Source organism: Kingella sp. (in: b-proteobacteria), from assembly GCF_030527935.1.
GTDB lineage: Bacteria > Pseudomonadota > Gammaproteobacteria > Burkholderiales > Neisseriaceae > Kingella_B.
Genome location: NZ_JAUMZV010000033.1, coordinates 1 through 25,006 on the forward strand (window position 1 = coordinate 1; position 25,006 = coordinate 25,006).

Here is a 25,006-nt window from a genome sequence, read left to right on the forward strand (position 1 = left end):
ATAGGGGAAATTCTAACTTAATGTGAATTTCCTGAGTTATCTAGGACAGCCCCAAGAAAATATTGCACCCAATTAAGTTTTTTCAGGCAGCCTGAAACCTACCTTTTCCAAAGGAAACCCATGTCCCTCTACCAAGTCCAATCTCTCGCCGCGCACACCCTTGCCGCTGTGGCATCAGGCAAAAATCTTGCCGATGAACTCGCGCACATCATCGCGCAAAACCCCGAGCTCACCGCACAAGACAAAGGTATGCTGCAAGACATCGCCTATGGCTGCCAACGCCATTTAGGCAGCCTGAAATTTATGCTCGGCAAAATGCTCAACAAGCCGATTGACAACGAAGCCCTGCAAAGCTATCTGCTGGTTGCGCTCTATCAGCTCAACCACACGCAAAACGCGCCGCACGCGGTGGTAAACGAAGCGGTGAACCACATCGCGCAAATCGGACGTGGGCAATTTCGCTCGTTTGCCAACGCCATCTTGCGCCGCTTTTTGCGCGAAAAAGATGGGCTCAACAAAGCCTGCCGCTATGACGATGTTGCCAAACATAATCTACCCATTTGGCTGCAAAAAACCTTGCAAAATCAATACACCAAACATTGGCACAACATCGCCACCGCGTTCCAAGCCCATCCGCCGCTCACGCTGCGCGTTAATCGCCGCCATGCCAACGCCGAGCAATACCTTGCCATGCTGCACGATGCGGGGCTAAACGGCAAAATTTTGGACGACTACGCCATCCGTTTAAGCCAAGCCGTGCCCGTTGCGCAGTTGCCGCGCTTTGCCGATGGCTGGGTGTCGGTGCAAGATTGGGGCGCGCAGCAAGCCGCGCCGTTGCTCGCCCCGCAAAACGGCGAACGCATCCTAGACGCTTGCGCCGCGCCGGGGGGCAAAACAGGGCATATTTTGGAACTTGCCGATTGCGCGGTAACTGCGCTAGACATTGCCCCGCAACGCCTGCAACGTGTGCGCGACAACCTTGCCCGATTGCATTTTCAGGCTGCCTTACATTGCGCCGATGCCCAAAATTTAAGTGATTGGTATAATGGCGAGCCGTTTGACGCAATCTTGGCAGACATCCCCTGCACCGCATCGGGCACGATTAAGCGCAATCCTGACATCAAGTGGCTGCGCCGCCCCAGCGATGCGTATAAAACCGCCCGCCAGCAAGAGCCGCTGCTGGATGCGCTGTGGACAACGCTCAAATCAGGCGGGCGGATGCTGTTGGCAACCTGTTCGCTGTTTGAAGAAGAAAACCAGCAGCAATGCCAACGCTTTCTCAATCGCCACGCCGATGCCCGTTTGCAAACCGAAAAAATCCTTATCCCAAGCGAAAAACAAGATGGCTTTTATTACGCACTTATTGAAAAACATTAACCGCGTTTTCACTACATTGCCGCCTTTGGTTTTCAGGCTGCCTTACCCCTTGCGCCGCAAAGGCAGCCTGAAAACCCAACGTTGCCGCACAGCGCAAACCCATCATCTGGGCAACGTCCCAAGCCGATTGTTGCTGCTCAATCCAAGGCAGCCTGAAAACGTGTGCAGCCGCCTAACCCCGTTTTCAGGCTGCCTTATCGCGCTGATGCTTGCCACCGCCTTATTGCTCAGCCCCAGCAGCCACGCCGACACCATCACCGCCACGCGCTACGAAGCCAAAATCCAAGCCAATGGGCAGCTTGCCATCAGCACCCGCTTTCAAACCGAGCTGCCCGAGCAACTGCAAAACGCGCTACAACAAGGCGTGCCACTGGATTTTTCCTTGTCCTACCGCCTAGAACGCCCCACACTCGCGTCCTATCGCTTCAAAATCAACCAACTTATTAGCACTGCCAACAGCGTTAGCTACCGCCTGACCTTTCACCCGCTCACCAATCGCTACCGCGTTGCCGTGGGCACATTTTCCACCGAATACAACAGCCTAGCCACCGCGCTCAAAGCCATCGGCGCAATCGCCAACTGGCAAGTGCTCAACGAAGGCGCGTTGTCTGAAACGCCCGCCAGCGAAGTCAAAGCCCAGGTTAAGCTTAATCTCACCACCACCAAGCTGCCCAAGCCTTTCCAAATCAACGCCATCAACTCGCGCGATTGGGATTTGGATTCGGGTTGGCATGATTTGACGATTAAGCAGTAGGCAGCCTGAAAACAAAAAATACCGTCATTCCCGCGCAGGCGGGAATCTTGTCCAATATTCATAAATGCGTGAAAAAACAATCCATTGCGTAAGTCCTACCAAGATTCCCGCCTACGCGGGAATGACGAAGAATTGACTATTTCTTGTTGTGTTTTGGATTTTGCAAAGGTTTCAGGCTGCCTCTAACTATCCATCCCGCCAAAGGCAGCCTGAAAACAAGTTTACAAACTTCCCCAAACCCCATCCCATCACCCCACGCCCCCCCAAAAAAGCAGCCTGAAAACCCCATTCTCACCACCCCATCCCATCATGCAAAAATTCCTTATCTTCTGCGGCATCCTTTCCTTTATCGCCCTTTACGCCCTAAGCCAATCCACCGACAGCAACAGCCCCTACGCCCCCTATTTCTGGGCAATCGCCAGCTTCACAGGCGCGCTCGCCTTTGCCATGCTCATCGTAACCCTGCGCTACATCTGGCACATCGTCCGCGACAAACGCAACCACGTTTTCGGCTCGCAAATCGCCCGCCGTCTCTCCACCATGTTCGCCATCGTCGCCGCCTTGCCCGCCCTATTTTTGCTCGGCGTTGCCGTTCAATTTATCGCCCACAGCATCAACTCATGGTTTGGCAACGACACCAAAGAAGCCCTAGAACGCAGCCTGAAACTCAGCCAAACCGCGCTAGACAACGCCGCCAGCAACAGCGTGCAAGAAGCCCAACGCATCCGCGCCAACCTAGCCACCGCGCTCGTGCAAAGCAAAGACCCCTACGAAGCCTTCCAAACCCAGCAAGCCCGCACATTCAGCCATCTTGCCCTGTGGCAACTAGACAACCACCAACTCGTTGCCGAGCGCAATCCCCAAAAACTCCCCGCCCCCGATTTTGACCCCGCCACCCTGCAATCGCTGCAACAGCAACAAATCATCCGCAGCATAGAAAACGTAAATGGCACGCTATATGCTAGCGGCTGGATAATGCTGCCAAAATACGTCAGTAAACAATATATCTTCTTTTTCAGGCAGCCCATCCCCGAAAGCGTCGCCAAAGATGCCGAGCTGATAGAATCCGCCCGCGCCAAATACGCCGAACTCGTCTTCGCCCAAAAAGGCTTGCAAACCTTCTTTCTCGCCACCTTGCTCATCGCCGCCCTGCTCGCCATTCTGCTCTCGCTTGCCGCCGCGCTGTATTTCGCCCGCCGCTTCGTTGAACCCATCATCGCCCTAGCCGATGGCGCACGCTCCGTTGCACACAACGATTTCAGCCGCCGCATTCCCGTAACCAGCCAAGACGAACTGGGCAAGCTATCAGGCATGTTTAACTACATGACCCAACAGCTTGCCAACGCCCAATTTGCCAACGAACGCCACCACAAAGAACAAGAAGCTGCCCGCCATTATTTAGAGCGCGTGTTAAACAGCCTAAGCGCAGGCGTGATTACCCTAGACCACCAAGGCAGCCTGAAAACCTACAACACCAGCGCACAACAAATGCTAGACATAGACCTAGCCCAACACATCGGCGAGCAAACCAGCGCATGGTATGATTTCAGCCCGCAACACCACGCCGCCGCCGCGCTCATCAACGCCCTAATCGCCAGCGAACACAGCCCCGAGCCCGTAGAACTCTCCTACACCGCACAAGACAGCAGCCGCATCCTGCTGGGCAAAGCCATCCGCCTGCCCGCCGAAAACGGCAAAGGCTTGGTGCTCGTGTTTGACAACATCACCGAGCTCGTCCGCGCCCAAAAAGAAGCCGCATGGGGCGAAGTTGCCAAACGCTTAGCCCACGAAATCCGCAACCCGCTCACCCCCATCCAACTCTCCGCCGAACGGTTGGCATGGAAATTGCAAGACAAATTAGACACAAAAAACGCGCAAATCCTAACCAAATCCACCGACACCATCATCAAACAAGTCGCCGCGCTCAAAGAAATGGTAGAAGCCTTCCGCAACTACGCCCGCGCGCCCAGCCTAAAACTCACCGAAACCAATCTCAACACTCTCGTTTCCGAAGTTCTAGTGCTTTATGAAAGCAGCCCCTGCCAATTCATTGCCGATTTAAGCCCCAAGCCCGCGTGGATGCAAGCCGACACCACCGCCATGCGCCAAGTGTTGCACAACCTATTCAAAAACGCTGCCGAAGCCGCCGAAAGCGACCCGCAGCCTGAAACCCACATTCAAATCTTGGTACATGAGACCACCATCAGTCTCACCGTAACCAACAACGGCAAAAGTTTCAGCCCGCAAATGCTGCAAAACGCCTTTGAACCCTATGTTACCGACAAGCCCACAGGCACAGGACTAGGCTTGCCCGTAGTCAAAAAGATCATAGAAGAACACGGCGGGCACATCAGCCTAGCCAACCAAATCCCATCTGGTGCAAGCATTAGCATTACACTACCTAAGATAACAACAACAGAAGCAGAAAACTCATGAGAAGTACAGACATCTTAATCGTCGATGACGAAATTGGAATCCGCGAAGTATTGCAGGAAACTCTTGAAGATGAAGGCTACACCGTTTCGCTCGCCGCCAACGCAGGCGAAGCGCGTGCTATGCGCAACAAAAACCGCCCAGCCCTTGTGCTGCTGGATATTTGGATGCCCGATAGCGACGGCATTACCCTGCTCAAAGAATGGGCAAAAAATGGGCAGCTTACCATGCCCGTGATTATGATGAGTGGACACGGCAGCATTGACACCGCCGTAGAAGCCACCAAAATCGGCGCGATAGACTTTCTAGAAAAACCCATCCCCTTGCAAAAACTCTTGCAAGCCGTGGAACGCGCGCTCAAACAAAACGAATCCGAAAACAGCCAAAACGCCGTAATTGAAAGCTTGGGCAACAGCGCCGTGATTCAAACATTCAATCAGCAAGTCAAACAAGCGCAAACGCACAACAGTGCCGTGCTGCTTATCGGCGAAACGGGCTCGCCCTTTGAAATCATCGCCCGCTTTTTCCACAAAAAAGACACGCCTTGGGTGCAGCCCACGCGCGCCGAGCAAATCATAGACATCCCCAACGAACTGCTCAATAAAGCCACCAACGGCGTGCTTTATCTGGGCGACATCTCCCAATTAAGCAAAAACATCCGTCAAGGCATCGCCTTTCTTACCAGCAAAGCCGACAAACACAACACCCGCATCGTGTTCATCAGCTCGCGCCCGCTCAACGAACTTTTAGATAATTCGCAAAGCGACACCCGCCTAATGAGCGTACTATCCAGCGCAATTATCAACATCCCATCCCTGCGCCAGCATTCCGAAGACATCCCCTTTATCGTCAATCGGCTGCTCAACGAAATCTCCCCCAAACGCCCCATTAAATTCGCCACCAACGCCATGAATCGCTTGCGCCAATACGACTGGCCGGGCAATTTTGAACAACTACGCAACGTCATCAACAGCTTGGTGCTCAACTGCGAGCAAAACGAAATCAGCGACATCGCCGTTTCGCGCTTGCTCAACCAATTCAACACCGAAGAAACGTTTGCCGATGTGCGCAGCGCGTTCAATTTCAACCTGCCCTTGCGCGAACTGCGCGAAGAATTGGAACGCCGCTATTTTGAATTTCACATCCGCCAAGAAAACCACAACATGAGCCGCGTGGCGCAAAAAGTGGGCTTGGAGCGCACCCATCTGTATCGCAAACTCAAACAGCTTGGCATCACTTTCTCGCGCCGCACCGCTGCGAACAATGGCGGTCAAGAAAGCTGCAATGAAAGCTGCAACTAGAATGAAGAAACCGCGTAATCATAAACCCGCACCATTGGATGCGGGTTTTGTGTTTTCAGGCTGCCTTGTAGGGATGCGGGTAGGCAGCCTGAAAATGGTCTTTTATGCTGTTTTTGCTCTATTGAAACCTGCTTTACCCGTTTTCAGGCTGCCTATGTTTTGGATTGCGCCTTAGCAACATTCCCAAAGGCAGCCTGAAAATCAACTTAACACAGCGCAAATTCATCGCTCGCCTATTGAGCGAGTAGCCCACGCAAACCATCCATATTCCATTTTCAGGCTGCTGTTGGCGAACCGTATAAGTCAAAACAATTTAGCACTCGTTTTCAGGCTGCTCATCTTTTCAGGCTGCCCCAATACAAAAAAGGCAGCCTGAAAAGCTGCCTTCTATCGCTTCGTTTACTTCAACTCGTTATACAACTCACGTATCCATTTATTCGCACGCGCATCATTCAACGGCTTGCCTGCTTGGTCTAACAACACAACACGTTGCCCATTCGGCTCTTGCACCAAGCCCACCAGCAACTGCACGGACTGGTTGGTTGTTGCAGCAGGCTGTTGGGCTTTTTTGCCTTTAAACCAGCGGCTCAACAAACCAGGTTTGCGATTATCTGCCGCTGCCTGTGCCAATTCTTCGCTTTGGGTGGGCGCAGGGCGCACAATAAACATCCCGCGCTCGCTCACAAATTGCTGAACGGTTAAGCCAATGCGGTCAAGCGCGGAAGCGATGCGGTTTACATTGCGCTCTGCCGCGCCATACACAATCACGCTGTCTTGTTCCAGCTTGGCAAATTCCGTGCCTTGCGCTTGGTCGGCGCGAACCGCCGTTTGCTGGGTGGCAACTGCTTCATCCACGCCCAAATATTGCATAAAGCGCGACAAGAACGCCGCTTCTAAATTCGGGTCGTTGGCGCGTGGCTGCCAAATGGTGCTTTCTTCTTTTTTGCTGTCAAAAACTTCTTCCAAGCCTTTGTGCGTAAAGAAAATATCCAAATCGCCTGTACGGCTGTTGCGCTCCATGCGAATCAAGAATTTATCGCGCTCGCTAGTGGTGTACACGCCCCCCATGCCCACTTTGTCAAACAGCTTGCGCAAGCCTTGGTTGGGCAATTTGGCGCGGTTTTCCGCCCATTCGGTTTCCATTAAGCCCGCTTGTGGCTCTTCGGAATAAATGGTAAAGCCTGCTTCTTGCCAGAATGCGCGCAGCAGTGGCCACATTTCTGCTGCCGATTTGTTTTTCACCACCAACCAGCGTTGATTGCCTTGACGCTCAATGTGCGCGTCTTTCACTTGATTTAAGACTTTTTTTCCGCCTTGCGATTTGGTTTCTTTCAACGCATTGGGGTTAGCGGTTGTGCCTTTGGGCAGGCTGTATAAATCGCCGTTGCGCGGGTCGTTTAAATCAGGTGGCACTTCCAAGCTCACAATTTTATTGTTGGCAGATTGGTAATCCAGCTTGGGGTTTTCTTTTTTGCTGCCAGAGCAAGCAGCAAGGCTGATAGCGGTTAGGGCTAAAACAAGGGGTTTGATGTGGTTCATGTACACCTTCCAAAAAAATTAAATCAAGTTGGTTGCTTTTAAAGCAGCACGAACTTTTTCTTGCGCGGCAGGGCTTAATGGCAAGATAGGCAAGCGAACGTGTTCCGCGCATACGCCCAGTTGTGATGCTGCCCATTTTGGTGAAGCGGGGCTGGGCTCACAGAACATCACGTCATACAAAGGCACAAGGCGTTTGTTCAGCTCGCGCGCTTGGGCAATGTTGCCATCCAATGCGCTGTGGCACATTTGCGAGAACAATTTAGGAGCAACGTTGCCTGCCACGTTAATCACGCCTTTGCCGCCGCAAAGCATATTCGCCATACCTGTGGGGTCGTCGCCCGAATAAACGGCGAAACCTTCTGGCACGTTGTTAATCAAAGAAACCACGCGCCCGATGTTGCCGCTGGCTTCTTTTACGCCCACGATATTGGGGATTTGCGCTAAACGCACGATGGTGTCGTTACACATATCCACCACGGTGCGCCCTGGGACGTTGTACACAATCATGGGGATGGCTGCGGCTTCGGCGATGGCTTTGAAGTGTTGATACATGCCTTCTTGCGAAGGTTTGTTGTAATAAGGAACAACGGATAGCGTGTAATCTGCGCCCAGTTTTTCGGCGGCTTGGGCAAGCACAATGGCTTCGCGGGTGTTGTTTGCGCCTGCGCCTGCCACAACAGGAATGCGCTTGTTGGCGGTTTTGATGACGGTTTCAACCACTTTCAAATGTTCTTCAACGGAAAGGGTGGCGGATTCACCTGTTGTGCCCACGGCAACGATGGCATCTGTGCCGTTAGCGATGTGCCATTCAACCAGTGCTTGCAGTTGTTCGTAGTTCACGCTGCCATCGGCGTGCATGGGGGTAATGAGTGCAACAATGCTTCCTGTTAGCATGATATTCACCTTTTATTTGTGAAAAATTGAAAAACGTTGCAGCGTGTGCAACGGCGCATGATTTTAGCCTATTTCCAAGCGTGGGCAAAATTAAAACACATATTCAGGCAGCCTGAAAGCTGTTTTTGTAAATAAACGTAAATATTTAGCGAGCAAAAATGGGAGTTTAATAATAATCAGCAATCATTTTCAAATTAGTTATTTGATGTTGCTATGAATTTTGCGGGATAAAAATGCTTATCATCTTAAATCCACAGGCATGGCATTGTTGATAATTGTTTGTATTTTAATATAAAATTTGATTTTTACTGAAACATTGCTACAATGCACTCCGCGTTGAGACGTGATGTCTCTCTCGTTTTTTAACATTCACATTACAAGGAAAATAGATATGCAAGGCGATAAAGAAGTTTTGGCTTATATGAACGAGTTGTTGGCAGGCGAATTGGCTGCTCGCGACCAATATTTTATTCACTCGCGTATGTATGCCGAATGGGGCTACAACAAGTTGTTTGAGCGTTTGAATCACGAAATGGAAGAAGAAACGCAGCACGCGGAAGATTTTATCCGCCGTATTTTGATGCTGGGTGGTACGCCTAAAATGACGCCCGATGGCTTGAACATTGGCACAACGGTAAAAGAATGCTTGGAAGCGGATTTAGCAACCGAATTGCACGTGCGCGCGGCGTTGAAAAAAGGCGTGAAATTGTGCGAAGAAAAACAAGATTATGTTACCCGTGAATTGATGGTGGCGCAGTTGAAAGACACCGAAGAAGACCACGCGCATTGGTTGGAACAACAGCTTCGCTTGATTGGCATGATGGGCGAACAAAATTACTTGCAAAGCCAAGTGTAAGGATTAGCCGATGCAAGGAGACCGTCAAGTTATCCAGCAGTTGAACAAGAATTTGGGCTTGCTGCTGATTACGATTAACCAATATTTTCTGCACGCGCGGATTTTGAAAAATTGGGGTTTGGAGGAATTGGGTTGCCATTTCTACAAACAATCCATTAAGGAAATGAAGGCGGCGGACGCAATTATTGAGCGTGTGTTGCTGCTGGAAGGTTTGCCAAATTTGCAAGAGTTGGGCAAATTGCTGATTGGTGAATCGCCTGCGGAAATTATTGAATGCGATTTGAAGAAGGAATATGACAAGCATGATGCCTTGATTGCAGCGATTGCGGTTTGCGAGGAAAAGCAGGATTATGTTTCGCGTGATTTGTTGGAAAAACAAAAAGATGAAAACGAGGAACATATTGACTGGCTGGAAACGCAACAGGAATTGATTGCCGGCATGGGCATAGAGAACTACCTACAACTCGGGGCGCAAGAGGACGATTAAAACAAACCACTACCAAAACTCTGGTAAGCCGAGTAAACGAGAAAAACCATCTGCTCTTTGGGGCGGGTGGTTTTTATTTTTCAGGCTGCCTATGGGGGGCTTCTATTGCTTTTTGCGCCACAAAAATACCTGCTTTGGTATCGTGTATGTGTGCCGCATGAACTACAACACCCAGCAAATTCCCCATGGGATCGACAACAATATGCCGTTTACGGCCTTTAACTTTTTTGCCACCATCAAAGCCTTTATCTTCTGCCGCACCACACGTTTTGACACTTTGTGAATCAATAATGGCATAGCTTGGTTCTGGGCTTTTATTGGTGCTTACTCGTCTTTTTTTACCAGTTGTTGCAATATTTTGTCCCATAAACCTTTTTGATTGGCTCCGCGAAAAAAGCTCCATACGGTTGAATAAGGTGGGAAATCGTTAGGCAGCATTCGCTATTGGCAGCCTGTTTTGGTGATGTAGAGTACGGCATTAACCAGTTCTCGCTTATCTCATTCATAGGTACGATGGTTGTTGAAGTATGGCTGTATTTGTTGCCATTGTTGGTCTGTTAGGTCTGTGGGGTAGGATTTTCTAGTCATTGGGGAATTTTATCATTTTTGTGAATACGGGTTCTAAATATTCTTATTATTCATGCACATCAAAATGGCATGGGTGGCGTTAATCCAACGAATTACTTCGTTATCAGGCTTTTGAATCATATGCTTAAACTGGGTAAACGCCAGCACCGCCAGTATCAATACAGCAAGCACAATCGTCATCAAAATATTCATTTTTATTCCCTTTCAAATAATGAAACATCACAAAACAAAGGCAGCTTGAAAAGCAACTCTGCCTTTGGCTTAACCCAATCCATTTTGGCTGCGCCGAAACTCACTTCGTTCGTTTTCAGGCCGCCTCATCCTCCCGAAACAACACCCTATCCGCCCACCAAACCAACAGCAAAATCGGTACGCCCAGCGCAGCGGTAAACAAGAAAAACCCTGTGTAATCAATCTGCTTCACAATCGCGCCCGAATAGCCGCCAAGGGTTTTGGGCAACAGCGTCATCAGCGATGAAAACAGCGCGTATTGCACCGCCGTAAAGCGGATGTTGGTAAGCGCAGACAAAAACGCCACAAACACCGTGCCCGCCAAGCCTGCGGCAAAATTGTCCAACCCCACCGCCGTGTACATCAGCGGCACATCATGCCCGCGCAGGGCAAGCCACACAAACAGCAAATTGGTTGCCGCCGCCGCCACCGCGCCCAGCATCATCATGTTCATCAAGCGAAACCGCTGTGCCAGCACGCCGCCCGCGATGCCGCCCAAAATAGACATCGCCACGCCAAAGGTTTTCACCGCACCCGCAATCTCCACCTTGCTAAACCCCATGTCGGCGTAAAACACGTTGGAAATCACGCCCGACACAATATCCGAAATGCGATACAACCCAATCAAAGCCAGCAGCAGCACCGCGCGTTTGCCATAGCGGGCGAAAAAATCCGCCAGCGGCGCAATCCACACGCGGCGCACCGCATCCGCGCGCACCAATTTGATTTTTACCGCCGCCCAGCCCACCGCCACCGCCGCCAGCAGCGAACCCGCCAGCCGCAGCGTTTCCCACAGCAGCGCAACCACAGGCGAAGATGCGTGTTCAGGCAGCAGCGTGTTGATTTGGCGAAACGCCGCCACAAACGCCAGCACCGCCAGCGCAAACATCGCCAGCAAGCGCACATTGTCGCCCGTGCTCTGCCCCGCCGCCTTGGCTTGATACGCCGCAGGCTCGCGCACCCACAGCGTCGCCGCCATACCCACCAGCATCGTCGCCGCCATCGCCCAATAGGTCTGCTGCCACGCGCTGTACGCATAATGCTCCTTGGTTGAACCCAGCCATTGCGCCAGCATCAACGACCCCGCCCCCGCTACAATCATGCCCAGCCGATAGCCCGCCGTGTAGGTGGACGACATCACCGATTGCATCGCACTATCATCGGGCGCGGCTTCAATGCGATACGCATCAATCACCACATCTTGCGTGGCAGACGAAAAGCCCAGCAGCACCGCGCCCCAAGCCATCGCATTCAGGCTGCCTGAAAACTGCGGATTGATGGACGACATCAACACAATCGCCACAATAATCAGCCCCTGCGCCAGCAACAGCCAACCGCGCCGCTTGCCCAACCAGCGCGACAGCAGCGGCACAGGCAGCGCATCAATCAACGGCGACCACACAAATTTAAACGAATAGCCCAACGCCGCCCAGCTAAACATGGTAACCATCTCACGCTTCACGCCCGCTTCCAGCAGCCACAGCGACAGCGTGGAAAAAATCAGCAAAATGGGAATGCCAGCGGAAAAACCGAGCAACAGCAAAGCAATAGCACGGCGGTCTTGATAGCCTTTGAGCGAATGAGCGAATGAAGACATGGGATGGATGGTGAGAAAGATGGAAAGCTTGGATTATAGCATTGGGGCTGGGCGGTTTTAGCTTTGCAACTCCGCTACGCTCCGCAGGATGCCTATGGCGAGCAGATGGCATATAGGCAGCCTGAAAAACAAGGCAGCCTGAAAACACTCTATCTCGTTTTCAGGCTGCCTATTTATGCCGATGCCCACCCCATCACTTCTGATGCTGCTGCAACGCGGCTTTCACAAACGCGGTAAACAGCGGATGTCCTTTGCGCGGGTTGGATGTAAATTCGGGGTGGAACTGGCAGGCGAAAAACCACGGATGGTTGGGGATTTCAATCGTTTCCACCAGCCGCTCGCGCCCTGCCGACACGCCGCCGATGACCAAGCCTGCGGCTTCAAGCTGCGGCACATAATGGTTGTTCACTTCGTAGCGGTGGCGATGGCGTTCGCGGATTTGGGTTGCGCCATAGATTTTGGCGGCAAGGCTGCCTTGCTTCAACGCCACTTCCTGCGCGCCCAAGCGCATAGTGCCGCCCAAATCGGTGTGTTCATCGCGTTTTTCCACGCTGCCATCGGCGGTTTGCCATTCGTCAATCAGCGCGATAACGGGGTGGGCGGCTTTCAAGTCAAACTCGGTGGAATTTGCGCCTGCCAAGCCTGCCACGTCGCGGGCGTATTCAATCAGCGCGATTTGCATCCCCAAACAGATGCCCAAATACGGGATGTTGTGTTCACGCGCATAGCGGGCGGCGGCGATTTTGCCTTCCACACCGCGCGAGCCAAAGCCACCCGGCACAAGGATGGCATCAAAGTTTTTCAGGCTGCCTACGCCGTCTGTTTCTAGCGTTTCGCTGTCAATATAAGTAATGTTTACATCGGTTTGCGTGTGGATGCCTGCATGGCGCAGGGCTTCGGTGAGCGATTTGTAGGACTCGGTTAAATCCACATATTTGCCCACCATGGCGATGTTTACTTTGTGCTGCGGGTTTTCAATCGCATACACAATTTTTTTCCACTCGGTTAAATCGGCTTGGCGCACATTCAGCTGCAACTGCTCGCAAATAATGGTGTCAATGCCTTGATTGTGCAGCATTTCTGGCACTTCGTAGATGCTTTTGGCATCGTAGCTGCCCACCACGGCGCGTTCTTCCACGTTGCAAAACAGCGCGATTTTGCGGCGTTCTTCATCGGGCAGGATTCTGTCCATGCGGCAGATGAGAATGTCGGGCTGCAAGCCGATGCTGAGCATTTCTTTCACGGTGTGCTGCGTGGGCTTGGTTTTGATTTCGCCTGCGGCGGCGATGTAGGGCACAAAAGACAGGTGCACAAACAAGGTGTTGGCGCGACCAAGCTGGCTGCGCATTTGGCGGATGGCTTCCAAAAACGGCAGCGATTCAATGTCGCCCACCGTGCCGCCGATTTCCACAATCGCTACGTCTTTGCCCGCCGCGCCTTCGTGGATGCGGCGTTTGATTTCGTCTGTGATGTGGGGGATGACTTGCACCGTGCCGCCCAAATAGTCGCCGCGCCGCTCTTTGGCGATAACGTTTTCATACACTTGCCCCGAGCTGAAACTGTTAGCGCGAGTGAGCGTGGCGTTGATGAAGCGTTCGTAATGCCCTAAATCTAAATCGGTTTCTGCGCCGTCATCGGTTACAAAGACTTCGCCGTGCTGGAATGGGCTCATCGTGCCGGGGTCAACGTTGATGTAGGGGTCTAGTTTGAGCATGGTTACGTTTAGCCCGCGCGATTCTAGGATGGCGGCAATAGAAGCGGCGGCGATGCCTTTACCCAATGAAGAAACAACGCCGCCCGTTACGAAGATGAATTTTGTCATGATGGTGATACCTGTGTTGGAATGCGCGATTTTAACGCAAATTGGTGGTAAGTAAAAGTTTGTGGGCGGGTGGTAAATAGGGTGTGGCAACGCCAAATGAATTTTTGCCAGAACGTGCGTTGCGCCGCACACCACGCTTTGGGTTGGTGCTTTGTAGTTGGCTTTGGGTGTAGTTTTAACCATGCGCTTCATGCTGACGGGGCACTTACTTTTCTTTGCTTCGCCAAAGATAAGAACCTGCATTTGCTATCTGCACGGCTGCTTTTGCATTCATTGAACACGCCTACTGCGTTGCCAAGCCAAGCTAATAGTCTCGCTATTAACTTGGCTTGTCGCCTTGTATTCGTATTCACTGAATACAAAATCCGCTCGCGCAGATAACGAATACAGGTTCTGGCAAAAGAAAGGCGACCCCGACGTGCAGGTTCGCTGCGCGAACTTCCCTCACTGCGCATCCTTTTTTCGGCGCGTGCGAACTAGCCGCGCTTTGCGCGTCGTCGAACAAGCGCACGCTTTTTCCCGAAGAAAGGATGCTCCGTTCGGCTGGACTTAGGGGAATGGGCAGTTGTATTAACCATTCGTGAATAGTTAGGCAGCCTGAAAGGCAATCTATCCAGTAAAAATGGAATGGTGCAATGCACAAGCGGTTTTGTGTTTTCAGGCTGCCTTGGCGCAATCAGTTAGCATTGGGCGACGAGCCGTCGCCGCTCCATTGCGTATTGTGTTTTCAGGCTGCCTTTGCAATGCCCAAAGGCAGCCTGAAACGTTTGCGCTACGGCAACGGAAAGAGTGGGGATGGCGGCGATACGCCATGTTCTGTTTCAGGCTGCATTGATGCTTGGGGCAGCCTGAAACCCTACTCCCGCCCCGTTTTCGCTTTCAACGCTGCCAGCATATTGCCCAGCCGTTCGCGCCCTTCTTCTTTGGAGACAATCGGCTTGCCGCCTTTGCGCCCCAAAATGTCCAAATCGCTTTGCGGCATTTCGTTGATAAAGCGGCTGGGCTCGGGGAACACAAACGTGCCTTGCCGCTTGCGTTTGATGCAATGCGTGAGCGTGAGCTGCTGCTTGGCGCGGGTGATGCCGACATACATCAGCCGCCGCTCTTCTTCCAACGCGCCTGCTTCCACGCTGTCGGCGTGGGGGAACAGCCCTTCTTCGCAGCCGACCAAATACACAAACGGATACTCCAAGCCTTTGGATGCGTGCAGGGTGGACATTTTCACCGCGTCTATTTCGCCATCGTCGCGCCCTTCCAGCAGCGTCATCAGCGCGATGGTTTGCGTGAGTTCAATCAGGTTTTTCCCACCCTCTTCGCCTTTTTTCGCCAGCCATGCTGCTAAATCTTGCACGTTTTGCCAACGCATTTCCGCCGCCTTGCCGCTCTCGTCTGCGCTCATCAAATAGGCTTCGTATTCAATCTCTTGCAACAAATTTTGCACCACTTCGCCCGCATCGTCCGCCGCCGCTCGCGCCTGATAATCCTGTATCAAATACACAAACTGCTGCACCGCTTCGCGGTTTTTCGCGTTCAACGCGGCTAACGCTTCCATGCTTTGGGCAGCCTGAAACAAGCTGCATTCGTGTTGCTTGGCGTAATCGTTGAGCTTGCCCAGCGTGGTGTCGCCAATGCCGCGCTTGGGCGTGGTTGCCGCGCGCAAAAACGCAGGGTCGTCGTCGGGGTTCGCCAGCAGGCGCAGATACGACAACACGTCTTTAATCTCCGCCTTGTCGTAAAAACTTTGCCCGCCCGAAATCTGATACGGAATCCGCGCCGAGCGCAGCGCGTCTTCAAACAGCCGCGCTTGGTGGTTGCCGCGATACAAAATGGCAAAATCGGCAAAATTTGCGCCGTAAATCAGCTTGTTACGCGCAATCTGCTGCGCCACAAATTCCGCTTCGTGCGTTTCGCTTTGGCACGCCACCACGCGCACCACCTCGCCCTCGCCCAGCTGCGACCACAGCGTTTTGGGAAACAGCTTGGGATTGTTGGCAATCACTTGGTTTGCCACCTTCAAAATCCGCGCGGTGGAACGATAATTCTGCTCCAATTTGATGATTTTTATCTGCGGATAATCCTCTTGCAAACGGCGCAAATTCTCCATATTCGCCCCGCGCCACGCATAAATAGACTGGTCGTCATCGCCTACCGCCGTAAACCGCCCCTCCAAGCCCACCAGCGCGCGCATCAGCGCATACTGGCAAGCGTTGGTGTCTTGGCATTCGTCAATCAACAAATATTGCAAACGCTGTTGCCACTTCAAGCGCACCTCCGAATTTTGCTGCAACAGCAGCGTGGGCAGCCGAATTAAATCATCAAAATCAACCGCTTGATAATGCGCCAACGTGGTTTGATACGCGGCATACACCTGCGCGATTTGCTTTGCCCAATCATCATCGGCAGCCTGAAAAGCCACTTCGGGCGTTTGCAAATTGTTTTTCCACAGCGAAATCTGATGCTGCGCCTTAAACACCGCCTCGCGCCCCGTGCTGCCGAGCAATTCGCCTACAATGCGCGCGCTATCGGACGCATCCAAAATGGAAAAATTCTTTTTGTAGCCAATGTGTTGCGCTTCTTCGCGCAAAATCCGCATCCCCAGCGAGTGAAACGTGCACACGGTTAAACCGCGCGTTTGCTCGCGCCCCAGCCGCGCCGACACGCGCTCTTGCATCTCTTTCGCCGCCTTGTTGGTGAACGTAATCGCCGCGATGTGGTGCGGCTTATAGCCTGCCTGCGTAATCATGTAGGCGATTTTTTCGGTGATGACGCGCGTTTTGCCGCTGCCCGCGCCCGCCAGCACAAATAATGCGCCGCCCAAATACTCCACGGCGGCTTGTTGTTGGGGATTCAGTTTCATGATGTTAATTGGGATATAAAGGCAGCCTGAAATAATATATTGCGCTTTGCTTCGTTGAAGCCTGAGGTTTTCAGGATGCCTTATGTTGTTGATTAGATTAAAATTTATTTTCTATTGCTCGTTATATTGAAGCAGCCTGAAAGCCATTCGCCATTCATTCAATCCACCGAAACATACCCGCCACATAACGAAACGCTTGGTCTAACGCCTGCTGCATACTAGCAGGCAGCGTATCGCGCACTTCCTTCCAATAGCGTTCTATCGCCATCTCCAAATCAGGCGAAAGCTGTTTGTGCAACACCGCCGTTTGCAACAAAATCAACACGCTGATGGTGTACGCCTGACCCTGCTCGGGATGATACAGCGCGTATTCCAAAAGCTCGGCGGGGTAATACGCGCTGCATTGTTCGCGCGATAAATAGCCGTTTTGCTGGGTAAGCACTTGCCGCAACACCGCCGCGTGTTCGGCGCGTTCATCGGGCAAAATCGCCAGCGCGGTTAAACTGGCGATGCTTTGCGTGCCCGTTTGGGCACGATAGGGAAACAATGGGGGCGGAAAATGCATGATTAGGCAGCCTGAAAATTGCTTACAGTTAAAAATTATAAGCCAAATAACAAAAAGAATTTGGTAAAAACGCCAATTTGAATTAGAATTCAAATCCTTTACGGCTGGGCGTTTGCGCCCTTTTTTGAACCTAAACAGGTTCGCAATAATAACATTGGAGTTTAATAACAATGACAACCAAAGGACAACTTCTACAAGACCCTTTTTTGAATGCATTACGCCGCGAACACGTTCCCGTTTCCATTTATTTGGTAAACGGCATTAAATTGCAAGGGCAAGTGGAATCATTTGACCAATATGTTGTGCTGCTGCGCAACACGGCGGTTACGCAAATGGTGTACAAACACGCGATTTCTACCATTGTTCCCGCCCGCGCGGTGAGCGTGCAACACGATGGCAACAGCAAGCCCGCTGGTAAACCCGAGTTGCAACAAGTGGAAACGACTGCGCCCGCTGCTGAATAAGCCCAACCGATCGCGCGAAATGATTTTCAGGCTGCCTTGATGGTGATAGGCAGCCTGAAATGTTTTTAGATGCTGTTTCGCTTCGTTGAAATTTATTTTGTTGGTTTCAGGCTGCCTTTGGGCGGATTTGGGCGATGCGCGGTAAGGGATTTCGGATTGTTTGGCAAGCGGGACGTGGTCTAGCAGGCTGTCAAACGGGGTTTGCCCGCGTTTGTTTATGGCGGCGGGGTTTGCGCCGTGCGCCAGCAGCAGTTTGATGAGCGCGGGGGTTTCGGCAAAATGGAGAATGCTGTTGCCGTATTCGTTGCGGTAGTTGGCGTTTGCGCCGTTTTGCAGCAGCACGGCGGCGTGTTCGGCGTTGCCTGCTTGGACTTGGTGATAGAGCGGCGGGCTGTCGTCTTTGCTGCGGCGGAAATGGACATCTGCGCCGTGGTCAAGCAGCCATTGCATGAAGGCGGGCGGGGTTTCATCTAATGCCAGCGGGTGGAATTTTGCGCCGCCGCGCTCGGTGGCGTTGATGTCGGTGTCGGCATAGATGGCTTGCAGGGCGGTGATGTCGCCTGCTTGGCAGAGTTCGCAGAAGTTTTTGGGCAGGGTGGTTTTCTTTTTGGGCATGGGGAGTCCTTTGTTGGCGGGGTTGGATTTCAGGCTGCCTTTTTCAGGTAGCCTTTGCAATTGTCCGCGTAATAAAACGGTTTGATGATAGAAAGGCAGCCTGAAACCGTTATCCCCGTTTTCAGGCTGCCTTTTTGCCAATCAAACCCCTTTCTTCGCCAAATAGCTCTCGTAATCGCCGAGATAATGCTCATAGCCGCCGTTGCCGTCTAGCTCGATAATCTGCGTGGCGAGCGAGGAGACGAACTGGCGGTCGTGCGACACGAAAATCAGCGTGCCTGTATATTTTTCCAGCGCCATGTTCAGCGACTCGATGCTTTCCATGTCCATGTGGTTGGTCGGCTCGTCCATAATCAGCACATTGGGTTTCAGCAGCAAGAGTTTGCCGTAGAGCATACGGCCTTTTTCACCGCCGGAGAGCACTTTCACTTTTTTCACCACGTCGTTGCTGCCGAACAGCAGGCGGCCGAGCGTGCCGCGAATCACTTGTTCGTCGTCGCCTTCCTGCCCCCATTGGCGCATCCATTCGGTTAAATCCATGTCCACGTCAAAATCGTTTTCGTGGTCTTGCGGGTAGTAGCCGACGGTGGCTTTTTCCGCCCATTTGATGCAGCCTGCATCGGGTTTGATGTCGGACAGTTTTTCGTCAAACGCGCCGGCCAGCAGTTTCAGCAGGGTGGATTTGCCTGCGCCGTTCGGGCCGATGATGGCGAGGTGTTGTCCGGCTTCGAGAATATAAGACAGTTTTTCAAACAGGGTTTTGTCGAACGATTTGGCGAGGTTTTCCACTTCCACGGCTTGGCGGTGCAGCTTGTTTTTCTCGTCGGGTTCAAAGCGGATATACGGGTTTTGGCGGGTGGAGGGCTTCACTTCCACCATTTCTGCTTTGATTTTGTCGGCCTGTTTCAGACGGCTGGTGGCTTGGCGGGCTTTGGATTTGTTGGCCGAGAAGCGCGCCACAAATTCTTGTAATTCCTGCAATTTTTCTTTGGCTTTGGCGTTATCTTTCAGCGCGCGCTCGCGGGATTGGGCGGAGGCGAGCATGTAGTCGTCGTAATTGCCGGGGTAAACGGTGATGGTGTTGTAGTCCAAATCCGCCATGTGGGTGCAGACTTCGTTCAGGAAGTGGCGGTCGTGGCTGATGATAATCATGGTGCTGTCGTATTGGTTCAGCACGCCTTCCAGCCAGCGGATGGTGTTGATGTCCAAGTTGTTGGTCGGCTCGTCCAGCAGCAGCACGTCGGGTTTGGAGAACAGGGCTTGCGCCAGCAGTACGCGCAGCTTGAAGCCGGGGGCGACTTCCGCCATGGTGGCGTTGTGCAGTTCTTCGGCAATGCCCACGCCGCTCAACAGTTCGGCGGCGCGCGCTTCGGCGGTGTAGCCGTCGTATTCGGCGAACTTGGCTTCCAGTTCGGCGGCGTGCATATAGTCTTCTTCGGTGGCTTCGGGATTGGCGTAAATCGCGTCGCGCTCGATCATCGCCGCCCACATTTCGGTGTGCCCCATCAGCACCACGTCCAGCACGCGCATGTCTTCGTAGGCAAACTGGTCTTGGCGCAGTTTGCCCAGCCGCACGCCGTGTTCAATCGCCACTTCGCCGCTGGTCTGCTCCAAATCGCCGCCCAAAATCTTCATGAAGGTGGATTTGCCCGAACCGTTCGCGCCGATTAAGCCGTAGCGGTTGCCTTCGCCGAATTTGACGGAGACGTTTTCAAACAGCGGCTTCGCGCCGAACTGCATGGTGATGTTGTTGGTGGAAATCATGGTTTATCCTTGTTGATTTGTTAAATTGTGCAAAGGGCGGGATTTTAGCATATTTCGGGGGAGCAGACTGCGTTGTGGCTGGCGGAAATGTGGTGAATAGGCAGTCTGAAAGCGGACTATGGCGGCGATTTGTAAAATCAGCAACCTTGTTAAATAAGAAAGGCTATCATTTATGCACTTAACATTTATTTGGAGTGCTCAAAATGAAAAAAACGTTTACTTTTGCGGTGTTGCATTTTAGCGTGGCGTTTAGCGTGGCTTATGTGTTAACGGGCAGCTTGGGAATTTCCAGCGCAGTGGCGTTGGTTGAGCCGATGGTAAACACGGTGGCTTTTTATTTCCACGAGAAGGCTTGGCAGAAGTTTGGTGGCAAGTCGGCATAATGAGCAACGGTTGAGGCAGCCTGAAAACGAGTGAAGCCAAATGGCAGCTAAAATGTTTTCAGGCTGCCTTTTAATCGGTTGCAACGTTGTTTTCAGGCTGCCTCAAATGACCAAGTGGCGCGGTTTGCTGTGCTAAAATCCCACTCTCATTTCTCAATCCAAAAAGGAGTTCCCATGCGCTACCAAGCCCCTGTAAACGAACTAAATTTCGCCCTACACGTCCACGGCAAACTCGCCGATGTGTTGCAACTGCCCGCCGCGCAAGATTTGGCGTTGGATGCGGATACTGTGGCAGCGGTGTTGGATGAAGCGGCAAAATTTGCCGAGCAATCGTGGGCGCACACCAACCGCACGGGCGATTTGCACGGCGCGAAACTGGTGGGCAACCAAGTGCACACCCATGCCGATTTGGCGCGGGCGTATCGTGAATTTTGCGAAGCGGGCTGGGCGGGGCTGCGCGCGCCTGTCGAATTTGGCGGGCAGGGCTTGCCTGCGCTGGTGTCTGCCGCGTGTGAAGAAATGTGGTGCGCGGCAAATTTGTCGCTGTCGCTGTTGCCCATGCTCACGCTGGGCGCGGTGGATGCCATCCGCAAGCATGGCAGCGCAGAGCAGCAAGCGGCGTATTTGCCCAAAATGTGCGCGGGCGAATGGAGCGGCACGATGAATTTAAGCGAGCCTGCGGCGGGGTCGGATTTGGCGCACGTTGCCACACAAGCCACGCCTGATGGCAACGGCGCGTATCGCATCACAGGGCAAAAAATCTTCATCACTTGGGGCGAGCAGGAACTCACCGAAAACATCATCCATCTGGTGCTGGCGCGGCTGCCCGATGCAGCGGCGGGCGTGCAAGGCATCTCGTTGTTTATTGTGCCCAAATTTTTAATCAACGCCGATGGCAGCTTGGGCGCGCGCAACGCCGTGCAGGTGGTGGGCTTGGAGCACAAACTCGGCATCCACGCCAGCCCCACTTGCACCATGCAGTTTGACGGCGCAACAGGCTATTTGGTCGGGCGCGCAGGCAAAGGCTTGGCGTATATGTTTACCATGATGAAAGCCGCGCGGCTAAACGTGGGCATTGAAGGGCACGCCGTTGCCGAACGCGCCTATCAAAACGCCCGTGCCTACGCCGCCGAGCGCGTGCAAGGCGCGATAGACGGGCGCGATGTCGCCATCATTGCCCACCCCGATGTGCGCCGAATGCTGGCGGTGCAAAAAGCCACGCTGGCGGCGCAACGTGCGCTGTATCTGCGCGCGGCGGCGTTGTTTGACTTGGCAGACGGCTTGACGGACAACGCGGCGCGTAAACAAGCCGAGCGCGAGTTGGATTTTCTGATTCCGATTGTAAAAGCATGGCACACCGACAACGGCGTATCGCTTGCCAGCCTTGCGCTGCAAATTTACGGCGGCGCAGGCTATGTGGAAGAAAGCGGCGTAGCTCAGCTGCTGCGCGATGTGCGCATCACGCCGATTTACGAAGGCACCAACGGCATTCAGGCTGCCGATTTGGCAGGGCGCAAAACCACAGGCAACCAAGGCGCGTTGCCATTAAAACTGCTGGCGGAAGGCAATGAACTCGCCGCCGCGCTCGCCGCCACCCAGCCCACGCTTGCCCACGCGCTGCGCCACGCGATTGCGCTGGCTGAACAAAGCGTGGCGCACATGGTGGACTACGCCCAAAGGCAGCCTGCGACCGAAGGAAGTCCCTTTAGGGAAAACGCCGCCTTCGCCGCCCACGCCTATTTGCAACAAATGGGCACCACACTCGGCGCGATTGAGCTGGCGCGGGCGTATCTAGCCGCAGCGGATGCGTTGGCAGGCAAGCAGGAAAACGTGTTCGGCGAGCCGTTTTACCACGCGCAGCAACACACCGCGCAGGCATATTTTGCCCACATTCTGCCGCAGGCAGATGGGCTGGCGGCGCAAGTGGCGGCGGTGCAAGGGCTGGCGGATGTGCCGCAGGGGTGGTATTGATGGTGCAGCGGTTGGGATGATTAAGGCAGCCTGAAATGGATGAGCGGGCGTTTTCCCCAAAGGGACTTCCTGCGGTCGCAGGCTGCCTTTTGGCGCGTAGGGCTGGCAACTGGTTTGCTTACCATTTTGTTGTGTGGCGAACATTTTGGTGGGTAATTCATTGTGTGCACTATGCTTGTTATGGAATTAGAACCTGTATTCACTATTTCCATAGACATCTTTTATGCCCTAAAAACGCGGCTACTGCGTTAAAAATGCTCACAAGGTGTCCAACCTTGCTGCGCTTTTTGCCTTGTATCCGCGCTTTTATGTCATCAAATCTGCCTATGGAAATAGTGAATACAGGTTCTTAAAATGGGTTTTGATGGTTTCAAGCTGCCTAATGCTGCCTATCCACGCATAGGCAGCCTGAAAACCAAAGGTATAGCCATCCAAAGCATTGTTTGCAATGGATGACATCTAGATGACAAGATTGCGGTTGGAAACGGCTGAGTTGATAATGAACTCAGCCGTTGTGTTGTTGGGGTAAGGTTTTGCGAAGGTTTCTGGCTGCCCTACCCCGCTTCCGCCAGCGCAAACGCCACCACCTGCTCCTTTTCATCGCTCACGCTCAAATGCACCCGCGCGATGCCGTGTTCTGCCAGCCAAGCGGCTAATTCTGGGGCGCAGGCAAACATCGGCTTGCCCAGCGCATCATGCGCCACGCCGATAAAGCGCAGGCTAACAGGCTCGCAGATGCCCGTGCCCACCGCCTTGGCAAACGCTTCTTTTGCCGCAAAGCGTTTCGCCAAAAACCGCGCGGGCTGGGCGTGTGCGGCGTAGTTTGCCCATTCGCTCGCCGTTAAAATGCGCCGCGCCAGCGCATCGCCGTAGCGTTGATGCAACGCCGCAATGCGCGGCACGGCGACAATATCCGTGCCAATGCCGTAAATCATTTTCAGGCTTGCCTATTTGATGCCGCTGCGGGCGCGGAACATTGCTTCTTTCATCTGCGCAATGGCAGCGGGCAAGCCCAAAAACACCGCTTGTGCAACAATAGAATGCCCAATATTCAACTCCACAATCTGCGGAATCTGCGCAATCGCGCCCACGTTTTGAATGGTCAAACCATGCCCCGCGTTCACCGTTATCCCCAAGCCATCGGCAAACGCCGCCGCATCGCGGATTTTGGCTAATTCCGCTTGTCGCGCCGCAGGCGTAGCCGCATCAGCATACGCGCCCGTGTGCAATTCAATCACCCGCGCGCCGCCATCATAGGCAGCCTGAATTTGCGCACGGTCGGCATCAATAAACAGCGACACGCGAATGCCCGCCGCGTGCAGCTTCGCCACATACTCGCGCACTTTTTCAGGCTGCCCCACCACATCCAAGCCGCCTTCGGTAGTAACTTCGGTGCGCTTTTCGGGCACGATGCACACATCTTCGGGCATCACTTGCAGCGCGTTTGCCAGCATCTCTTCGGTCATCGCCATTTCCAAATTCATGCGCGTTTTAATCGCCTGCTTGATGGCAAACACATCCGCATCCCTGATGTGGCGGCGGTCTTCGCGCAGATGCAAAGTAATCGCATCCGCGCCATTGGTTTCCGCCACCAAAGCCGCTTCCAGCGGGCTGGGATAAGACGCGCCGCGTGCGTTGCGCAGCGTGGCAACGTGGTCAATATTGATGCCCAGTAACATGGTTGTTTCCTTAATATTTGTTAACAAAAAAACAGGCTCAGTTTAGCACTTTCCGCCCCGCGCTTCGGCAAAATTTGTTTATTTGCTCAAATTTTTGCCGCCGCCAAAATCTTCTTTGACATATGTCAAAACGAAAATCAAGCGCATCCCCCATAATCCTTTCCATCGCAAGGGCGACGCAAGTTGTTGTTTTGAGATATTTCTAAATTGTTTTCCTCTTGATGTGTGTGTTTCGGTGTGAACGGTGGTTTGTTCACACCGTTTTTTTGTGTGCGGTTTTTATGCGGTTTAAGGCAGCCTGAAAATGGGTAGAAGCGTTTTCAGGCTGCCTTTTATTTAAACTGGCGCACGGCTTGCACGCAAGCCGTAGGGGGCGCGGGGTGGCGTTTCAGGTTGCCCAAGTGGTTGCGCCCGCGTTTGAGCATTGCAAGGCAGCCTGAAAATAGGTTGATGCTTTGTGGTGTGCTTGGTGTGTAGCTTTAACCATGCGCTTTGTGCCAGCGGGGCACTTACTTTTCTTTGCTTCGCCAAAGTGTGAACCTGCATTCATCATCCACACGATAGCTTTCACGCCCTAAAAACATGGCTACGGCGTTGCAAATGCTCGCAAGGTGTCCAACCTTGCTGCGCTTTGCGCCTTGTATCCATGCTTTTATGACGCAAAATCTATTCGTGCGGACAATGAATACAGGTTCAAAGCAAAAGAAAGGCGACCCCGACGTGCAGGTTTGGCTACGCCAGACTTCCCTCACTGAGCATCCTTTTTTCGGCGCATGCGAACTAGCCGCACTTCGTGCGCCGTCGGACAAGCGCACGCTTTTTCCCGAAA

The 25,006-nt window shown here is 53.0% G+C and carries 26 protein-coding genes and 2 pseudogenes; 13 read left to right on the plus strand and 15 right to left on the minus strand.

The features are described from left to right. Nucleotides 1–120: 120 nt before the first annotated feature. The 5 genes from rsmB (at nucleotide 121) to Q4A85_RS10140 (ending at nucleotide 5,865) form a co-directional block, all read left to right on the plus strand. On the plus strand, nucleotides 121–1,377 hold the full coding sequence (gene rsmB, locus Q4A85_RS10120; RefSeq protein WP_303110003.1) for a 16S rRNA (cytosine(967)-C(5))-methyltransferase RsmB: 1,257 nt from the start codon (nucleotides 121–123) through the stop codon (nucleotides 1,375–1,377). Between the two features lie 205 nt (nucleotides 1,378–1,582). Continuing rightward, nucleotides 1,583–2,131, plus strand: coding sequence for a DUF4390 domain-containing protein (locus Q4A85_RS10125; RefSeq protein WP_303110044.1), 549 nt, complete (start codon nucleotides 1,583–1,585; stop codon nucleotides 2,129–2,131). 148 nt (nucleotides 2,132–2,279) lie between these two features. Continuing rightward, nucleotides 2,280–2,411 (plus strand): hypothetical protein, encoded by a 132-nt coding sequence (locus tag Q4A85_RS10130; RefSeq protein ID WP_303110004.1) that lies wholly within the window; start codon nucleotides 2,280–2,282, stop codon nucleotides 2,409–2,411. Between the two features lie 29 nt (nucleotides 2,412–2,440). Then, nucleotides 2,441–4,567 (plus strand): PAS domain-containing sensor histidine kinase, encoded by a 2,127-nt coding sequence (locus tag Q4A85_RS10135; protein WP_303110005.1) that lies wholly within the window; start codon nucleotides 2,441–2,443, stop codon nucleotides 4,565–4,567. Next, entirely contained in the window at nucleotides 4,564–5,865 is a 1,302-nt protein-coding gene (locus Q4A85_RS10140; protein ID WP_303110006.1) for a sigma-54 dependent transcriptional regulator, read from the plus strand. Before Q4A85_RS10135 ends, Q4A85_RS10140 begins: the two co-directional genes overlap by 4 nt. A gap of 133 nt (nucleotides 5,866–5,998) precedes the next feature. Here the strand turns inward: Q4A85_RS10140 and Q4A85_RS10145 are convergent, their stop codons facing one another. The 3 genes from Q4A85_RS10145 to dapA all read right to left on the minus strand — a co-directional run bounded on the left by Q4A85_RS10145 (nucleotide 5,999) and on the right by dapA (nucleotide 8,298). After that, nucleotides 5,999–6,172: a hypothetical protein gene (locus Q4A85_RS10145; RefSeq protein WP_303110008.1), complete on the minus strand. Its 174-nt coding sequence runs from the start codon at nucleotides 6,170–6,172 to the stop codon at nucleotides 5,999–6,001. A gap of 92 nt (nucleotides 6,173–6,264) precedes the next feature. Further along, nucleotides 6,265–7,404 carry an outer membrane protein assembly factor BamC gene (gene bamC / locus Q4A85_RS10150; RefSeq protein ID WP_303110009.1) on the minus strand — a complete coding sequence of 380 codons (1,140 nt, stop codon included), beginning with the start codon at nucleotides 7,402–7,404 and terminating at the stop codon, nucleotides 6,265–6,267. Nucleotides 7,405–7,422: 18 nt separating this feature from the next. Further along, the gene (gene dapA, locus Q4A85_RS10155; protein WP_303110013.1) at nucleotides 7,423–8,298 is read right to left on the minus strand and encodes a 4-hydroxy-tetrahydrodipicolinate synthase; all 876 of its coding nucleotides are present in this window, start codon (nucleotides 8,296–8,298) and stop codon (nucleotides 7,423–7,425) included. Nucleotides 8,299–8,689: 391 nt separating this feature from the next. Here dapA and bfr (Q4A85_RS10160) point away from each other — a divergent pair, with 391 nt between their 5' ends. Then, on the plus strand, nucleotides 8,690–9,154 hold the full coding sequence (gene bfr, locus Q4A85_RS10160) for a bacterioferritin (protein ID WP_303110015.1): 465 nt from the start codon (nucleotides 8,690–8,692) through the stop codon (nucleotides 9,152–9,154). A gap of 10 nt (nucleotides 9,155–9,164) precedes the next feature. Beyond that, complete coding sequence (gene bfr, locus Q4A85_RS10165; RefSeq protein ID WP_303110017.1) at nucleotides 9,165–9,641, plus strand: bacterioferritin; 477 nt, start codon at nucleotides 9,165–9,167, stop codon at nucleotides 9,639–9,641. Between the two features lie 73 nt (nucleotides 9,642–9,714). Here the strand turns inward: bfr (Q4A85_RS10165) and Q4A85_RS10170 are convergent, their stop codons facing one another. The 3 genes from Q4A85_RS10170 to Q4A85_RS10180 form a co-directional block, all read right to left on the minus strand. Further along, nucleotides 9,715–10,008, minus strand: a complete 294-nt coding sequence (locus Q4A85_RS10170; protein WP_303110018.1) for a transposase — start codon at nucleotides 10,006–10,008, stop codon at nucleotides 9,715–9,717. Nucleotides 10,009–10,262: 254 nt separating this feature from the next. Then, a complete protein-coding gene (locus Q4A85_RS10175) occupies nucleotides 10,263–10,421 on the minus strand; it encodes a hypothetical protein (protein ID WP_303110019.1) in 159 nt (52 codons plus the stop codon). Between the two features lie 115 nt (nucleotides 10,422–10,536). Beyond that, nucleotides 10,537–12,057, minus strand: a complete 1,521-nt coding sequence (locus Q4A85_RS10180) for an MFS transporter (protein ID WP_303110020.1) — start codon at nucleotides 12,055–12,057, stop codon at nucleotides 10,537–10,539. 63 nt (nucleotides 12,058–12,120) lie between these two features. On the opposite strand from Q4A85_RS10180, the gene Q4A85_RS10185 reads away from it, so the two are divergent. Next, a complete protein-coding gene (locus Q4A85_RS10185; protein WP_303110022.1) occupies nucleotides 12,121–12,294 on the plus strand; it encodes a hypothetical protein in 174 nt (57 codons plus the stop codon). Here Q4A85_RS10185 and Q4A85_RS10190 read toward each other — a convergent pair. Next, nucleotides 12,251–13,879 (minus strand): CTP synthase, encoded by a 1,629-nt coding sequence (locus Q4A85_RS10190; protein ID WP_303110046.1) that lies wholly within the window; start codon nucleotides 13,877–13,879, stop codon nucleotides 12,251–12,253. The two genes, Q4A85_RS10185 and Q4A85_RS10190, sit on opposite strands and share 44 nt — an antisense overlap. Nucleotides 13,880–14,501: 622 nt before the next feature. Between Q4A85_RS10190 and Q4A85_RS10195 the strand changes: the two genes are divergently transcribed. Continuing rightward, nucleotides 14,502–14,714, plus strand: a complete 213-nt coding sequence (locus Q4A85_RS10195; protein WP_303110024.1) for a hypothetical protein — start codon at nucleotides 14,502–14,504, stop codon at nucleotides 14,712–14,714. A 21-nt stretch (nucleotides 14,715–14,735) separates the two neighbouring features. On the opposite strand, the gene rep is transcribed toward Q4A85_RS10195, so the two are convergent. Beyond that, nucleotides 14,736–16,739, minus strand: a complete 2,004-nt coding sequence (rep, locus tag Q4A85_RS10200) for a DNA helicase Rep (protein ID WP_303110048.1) — start codon at nucleotides 16,737–16,739, stop codon at nucleotides 14,736–14,738. 151 nt (nucleotides 16,740–16,890) lie between these two features. Further along, a complete protein-coding gene (locus tag Q4A85_RS10205; RefSeq protein WP_303110026.1) occupies nucleotides 16,891–17,283 on the minus strand; it encodes a hypothetical protein in 393 nt (130 codons plus the stop codon). Between the two features lie 188 nt (nucleotides 17,284–17,471). Between Q4A85_RS10205 and hfq the strand changes: the two genes are divergently transcribed. Further along, nucleotides 17,472–17,765 (plus strand): RNA chaperone Hfq, encoded by a 294-nt coding sequence (hfq, locus tag Q4A85_RS10210; RefSeq protein WP_303110028.1) that lies wholly within the window; start codon nucleotides 17,472–17,474, stop codon nucleotides 17,763–17,765. Between the two features lie 234 nt (nucleotides 17,766–17,999). Here the strand turns inward: hfq and Q4A85_RS13265 are convergent. Both Q4A85_RS13265 and Q4A85_RS10220 read right to left on the minus strand, forming a co-directional pair. Further along, a pseudogene (locus tag Q4A85_RS13265) lies at nucleotides 18,000–18,380 on the minus strand (ankyrin repeat domain-containing protein); the annotation flags it as partial. A 141-nt stretch (nucleotides 18,381–18,521) separates the two neighbouring features. Next, nucleotides 18,522–20,144, minus strand: a complete 1,623-nt coding sequence (locus tag Q4A85_RS10220; RefSeq protein WP_303110030.1) for an ABC-F family ATPase — start codon at nucleotides 20,142–20,144, stop codon at nucleotides 18,522–18,524. A 203-nt stretch (nucleotides 20,145–20,347) separates the two neighbouring features. Here Q4A85_RS10220 and Q4A85_RS10225 point away from each other — a divergent pair, with 203 nt between their 5' ends. Then, the gene (locus Q4A85_RS10225; RefSeq protein ID WP_303110032.1) at nucleotides 20,348–20,527 is read left to right on the plus strand and encodes a DUF2061 domain-containing protein; all 180 of its coding nucleotides are present in this window, start codon (nucleotides 20,348–20,350) and stop codon (nucleotides 20,525–20,527) included. Between the two features lie 174 nt (nucleotides 20,528–20,701). After that, nucleotides 20,702–22,498 (plus strand): acyl-CoA dehydrogenase family protein, encoded by a 1,797-nt coding sequence (locus Q4A85_RS10230; RefSeq protein ID WP_303110034.1) that lies wholly within the window; start codon nucleotides 20,702–20,704, stop codon nucleotides 22,496–22,498. 20 nt (nucleotides 22,499–22,518) lie between these two features. Here the strand turns inward: Q4A85_RS10230 and Q4A85_RS10235 are convergent, their stop codons facing one another. The 4 genes from Q4A85_RS10235 to pdxJ form a co-directional block, all read right to left on the minus strand. After that, on the minus strand, nucleotides 22,519–22,659 hold the full coding sequence (locus tag Q4A85_RS10235) for a hypothetical protein (RefSeq protein ID WP_303110036.1): 141 nt from the start codon (nucleotides 22,657–22,659) through the stop codon (nucleotides 22,519–22,521). Between the two features lie 163 nt (nucleotides 22,660–22,822). Next, nucleotides 22,823–22,957, minus strand: coding sequence for a hypothetical protein (locus tag Q4A85_RS10240; RefSeq protein WP_303110038.1), 135 nt, complete (start codon nucleotides 22,955–22,957; stop codon nucleotides 22,823–22,825). A 95-nt stretch (nucleotides 22,958–23,052) separates the two neighbouring features. Then, nucleotides 23,053–23,433, minus strand: coding sequence for a holo-ACP synthase (acpS, locus tag Q4A85_RS10245; protein ID WP_303110040.1), 381 nt, complete (start codon nucleotides 23,431–23,433; stop codon nucleotides 23,053–23,055). A gap of 12 nt (nucleotides 23,434–23,445) precedes the next feature. Continuing rightward, nucleotides 23,446–24,177, minus strand: a complete 732-nt coding sequence (gene pdxJ, locus Q4A85_RS10250; RefSeq protein WP_303110042.1) for a pyridoxine 5'-phosphate synthase — start codon at nucleotides 24,175–24,177, stop codon at nucleotides 23,446–23,448. Between the two features lie 621 nt (nucleotides 24,178–24,798). Between pdxJ and Q4A85_RS10255 the strand changes: the two are divergent. Further along, nucleotides 24,799–25,006, plus strand: a pseudogene (locus Q4A85_RS10255) (hypothetical protein); the annotation flags it as partial.

What these genes read in the sequence shown, in the direction of transcription:
- dapA (WP_303110013.1), bottom strand. Translation starts at nt 8,298, where the DNA reads ATGCTAACAGGAAGCATTGTTGCACTCATTACCCCCATGCACGCCGAT.
- Q4A85_RS10170 (WP_303110018.1), bottom strand. Translation starts at nt 10,008, where the DNA reads ATGGGACAAAATATTGCAACAACTGGTAAAAAAAGACGAGTAAGCACC.
- Q4A85_RS10195 (WP_303110024.1), top strand. Translation starts at nt 14,502, where the DNA reads ATGGAATGGTGCAATGCACAAGCGGTTTTGTGTTTTCAGGCTGCCTTG.
- Q4A85_RS10180 (WP_303110020.1), bottom strand. Translation starts at nt 12,057, where the DNA reads ATGTCTTCATTCGCTCATTCGCTCAAAGGCTATCAAGACCGCCGTGCT.
- Q4A85_RS10235 (WP_303110036.1), bottom strand. Translation starts at nt 22,659, where the DNA reads ATGAATTACCCACCAAAATGTTCGCCACACAACAAAATGGTAAGCAAA.
- Q4A85_RS10135 (WP_303110005.1), top strand. Translation starts at nt 2,441, where the DNA reads ATGCAAAAATTCCTTATCTTCTGCGGCATCCTTTCCTTTATCGCCCTT.
- hfq (WP_303110028.1), top strand. Translation starts at nt 17,472, where the DNA reads ATGACAACCAAAGGACAACTTCTACAAGACCCTTTTTTGAATGCATTA.
- Q4A85_RS10225 (WP_303110032.1), top strand. Translation starts at nt 20,348, where the DNA reads ATGAAAAAAACGTTTACTTTTGCGGTGTTGCATTTTAGCGTGGCGTTT.
- Q4A85_RS10190 (WP_303110046.1), bottom strand. Translation starts at nt 13,879, where the DNA reads ATGACAAAATTCATCTTCGTAACGGGCGGCGTTGTTTCTTCATTGGGT.
- Q4A85_RS10140 (WP_303110006.1), top strand. Translation starts at nt 4,564, where the DNA reads ATGAGAAGTACAGACATCTTAATCGTCGATGACGAAATTGGAATCCGC.
- Q4A85_RS10220 (WP_303110030.1), bottom strand. Translation starts at nt 20,144, where the DNA reads ATGATTTCCACCAACAACATCACCATGCAGTTCGGCGCGAAGCCGCTG.
- bfr (WP_303110015.1), top strand. Translation starts at nt 8,690, where the DNA reads ATGCAAGGCGATAAAGAAGTTTTGGCTTATATGAACGAGTTGTTGGCA.
- pdxJ (WP_303110042.1), bottom strand. Translation starts at nt 24,177, where the DNA reads ATGTTACTGGGCATCAATATTGACCACGTTGCCACGCTGCGCAACGCA.
- Q4A85_RS10230 (WP_303110034.1), top strand. Translation starts at nt 20,702, where the DNA reads ATGCGCTACCAAGCCCCTGTAAACGAACTAAATTTCGCCCTACACGTC.
- Q4A85_RS10240 (WP_303110038.1), bottom strand. Translation starts at nt 22,957, where the DNA reads ATGTCATCCATTGCAAACAATGCTTTGGATGGCTATACCTTTGGTTTT.
- acpS (WP_303110040.1), bottom strand. Translation starts at nt 23,433, where the DNA reads ATGATTTACGGCATTGGCACGGATATTGTCGCCGTGCCGCGCATTGCG.
- bamC (WP_303110009.1), bottom strand. Translation starts at nt 7,404, where the DNA reads ATGAACCACATCAAACCCCTTGTTTTAGCCCTAACCGCTATCAGCCTT.
- Q4A85_RS10125 (WP_303110044.1), top strand. Translation starts at nt 1,583, where the DNA reads ATGCTTGCCACCGCCTTATTGCTCAGCCCCAGCAGCCACGCCGACACC.
- rsmB (WP_303110003.1), top strand. Translation starts at nt 121, where the DNA reads ATGTCCCTCTACCAAGTCCAATCTCTCGCCGCGCACACCCTTGCCGCT.
- Q4A85_RS10175 (WP_303110019.1), bottom strand. Translation starts at nt 10,421, where the DNA reads ATGAATATTTTGATGACGATTGTGCTTGCTGTATTGATACTGGCGGTG.
- bfr (WP_303110017.1), top strand. Translation starts at nt 9,165, where the DNA reads ATGCAAGGAGACCGTCAAGTTATCCAGCAGTTGAACAAGAATTTGGGC.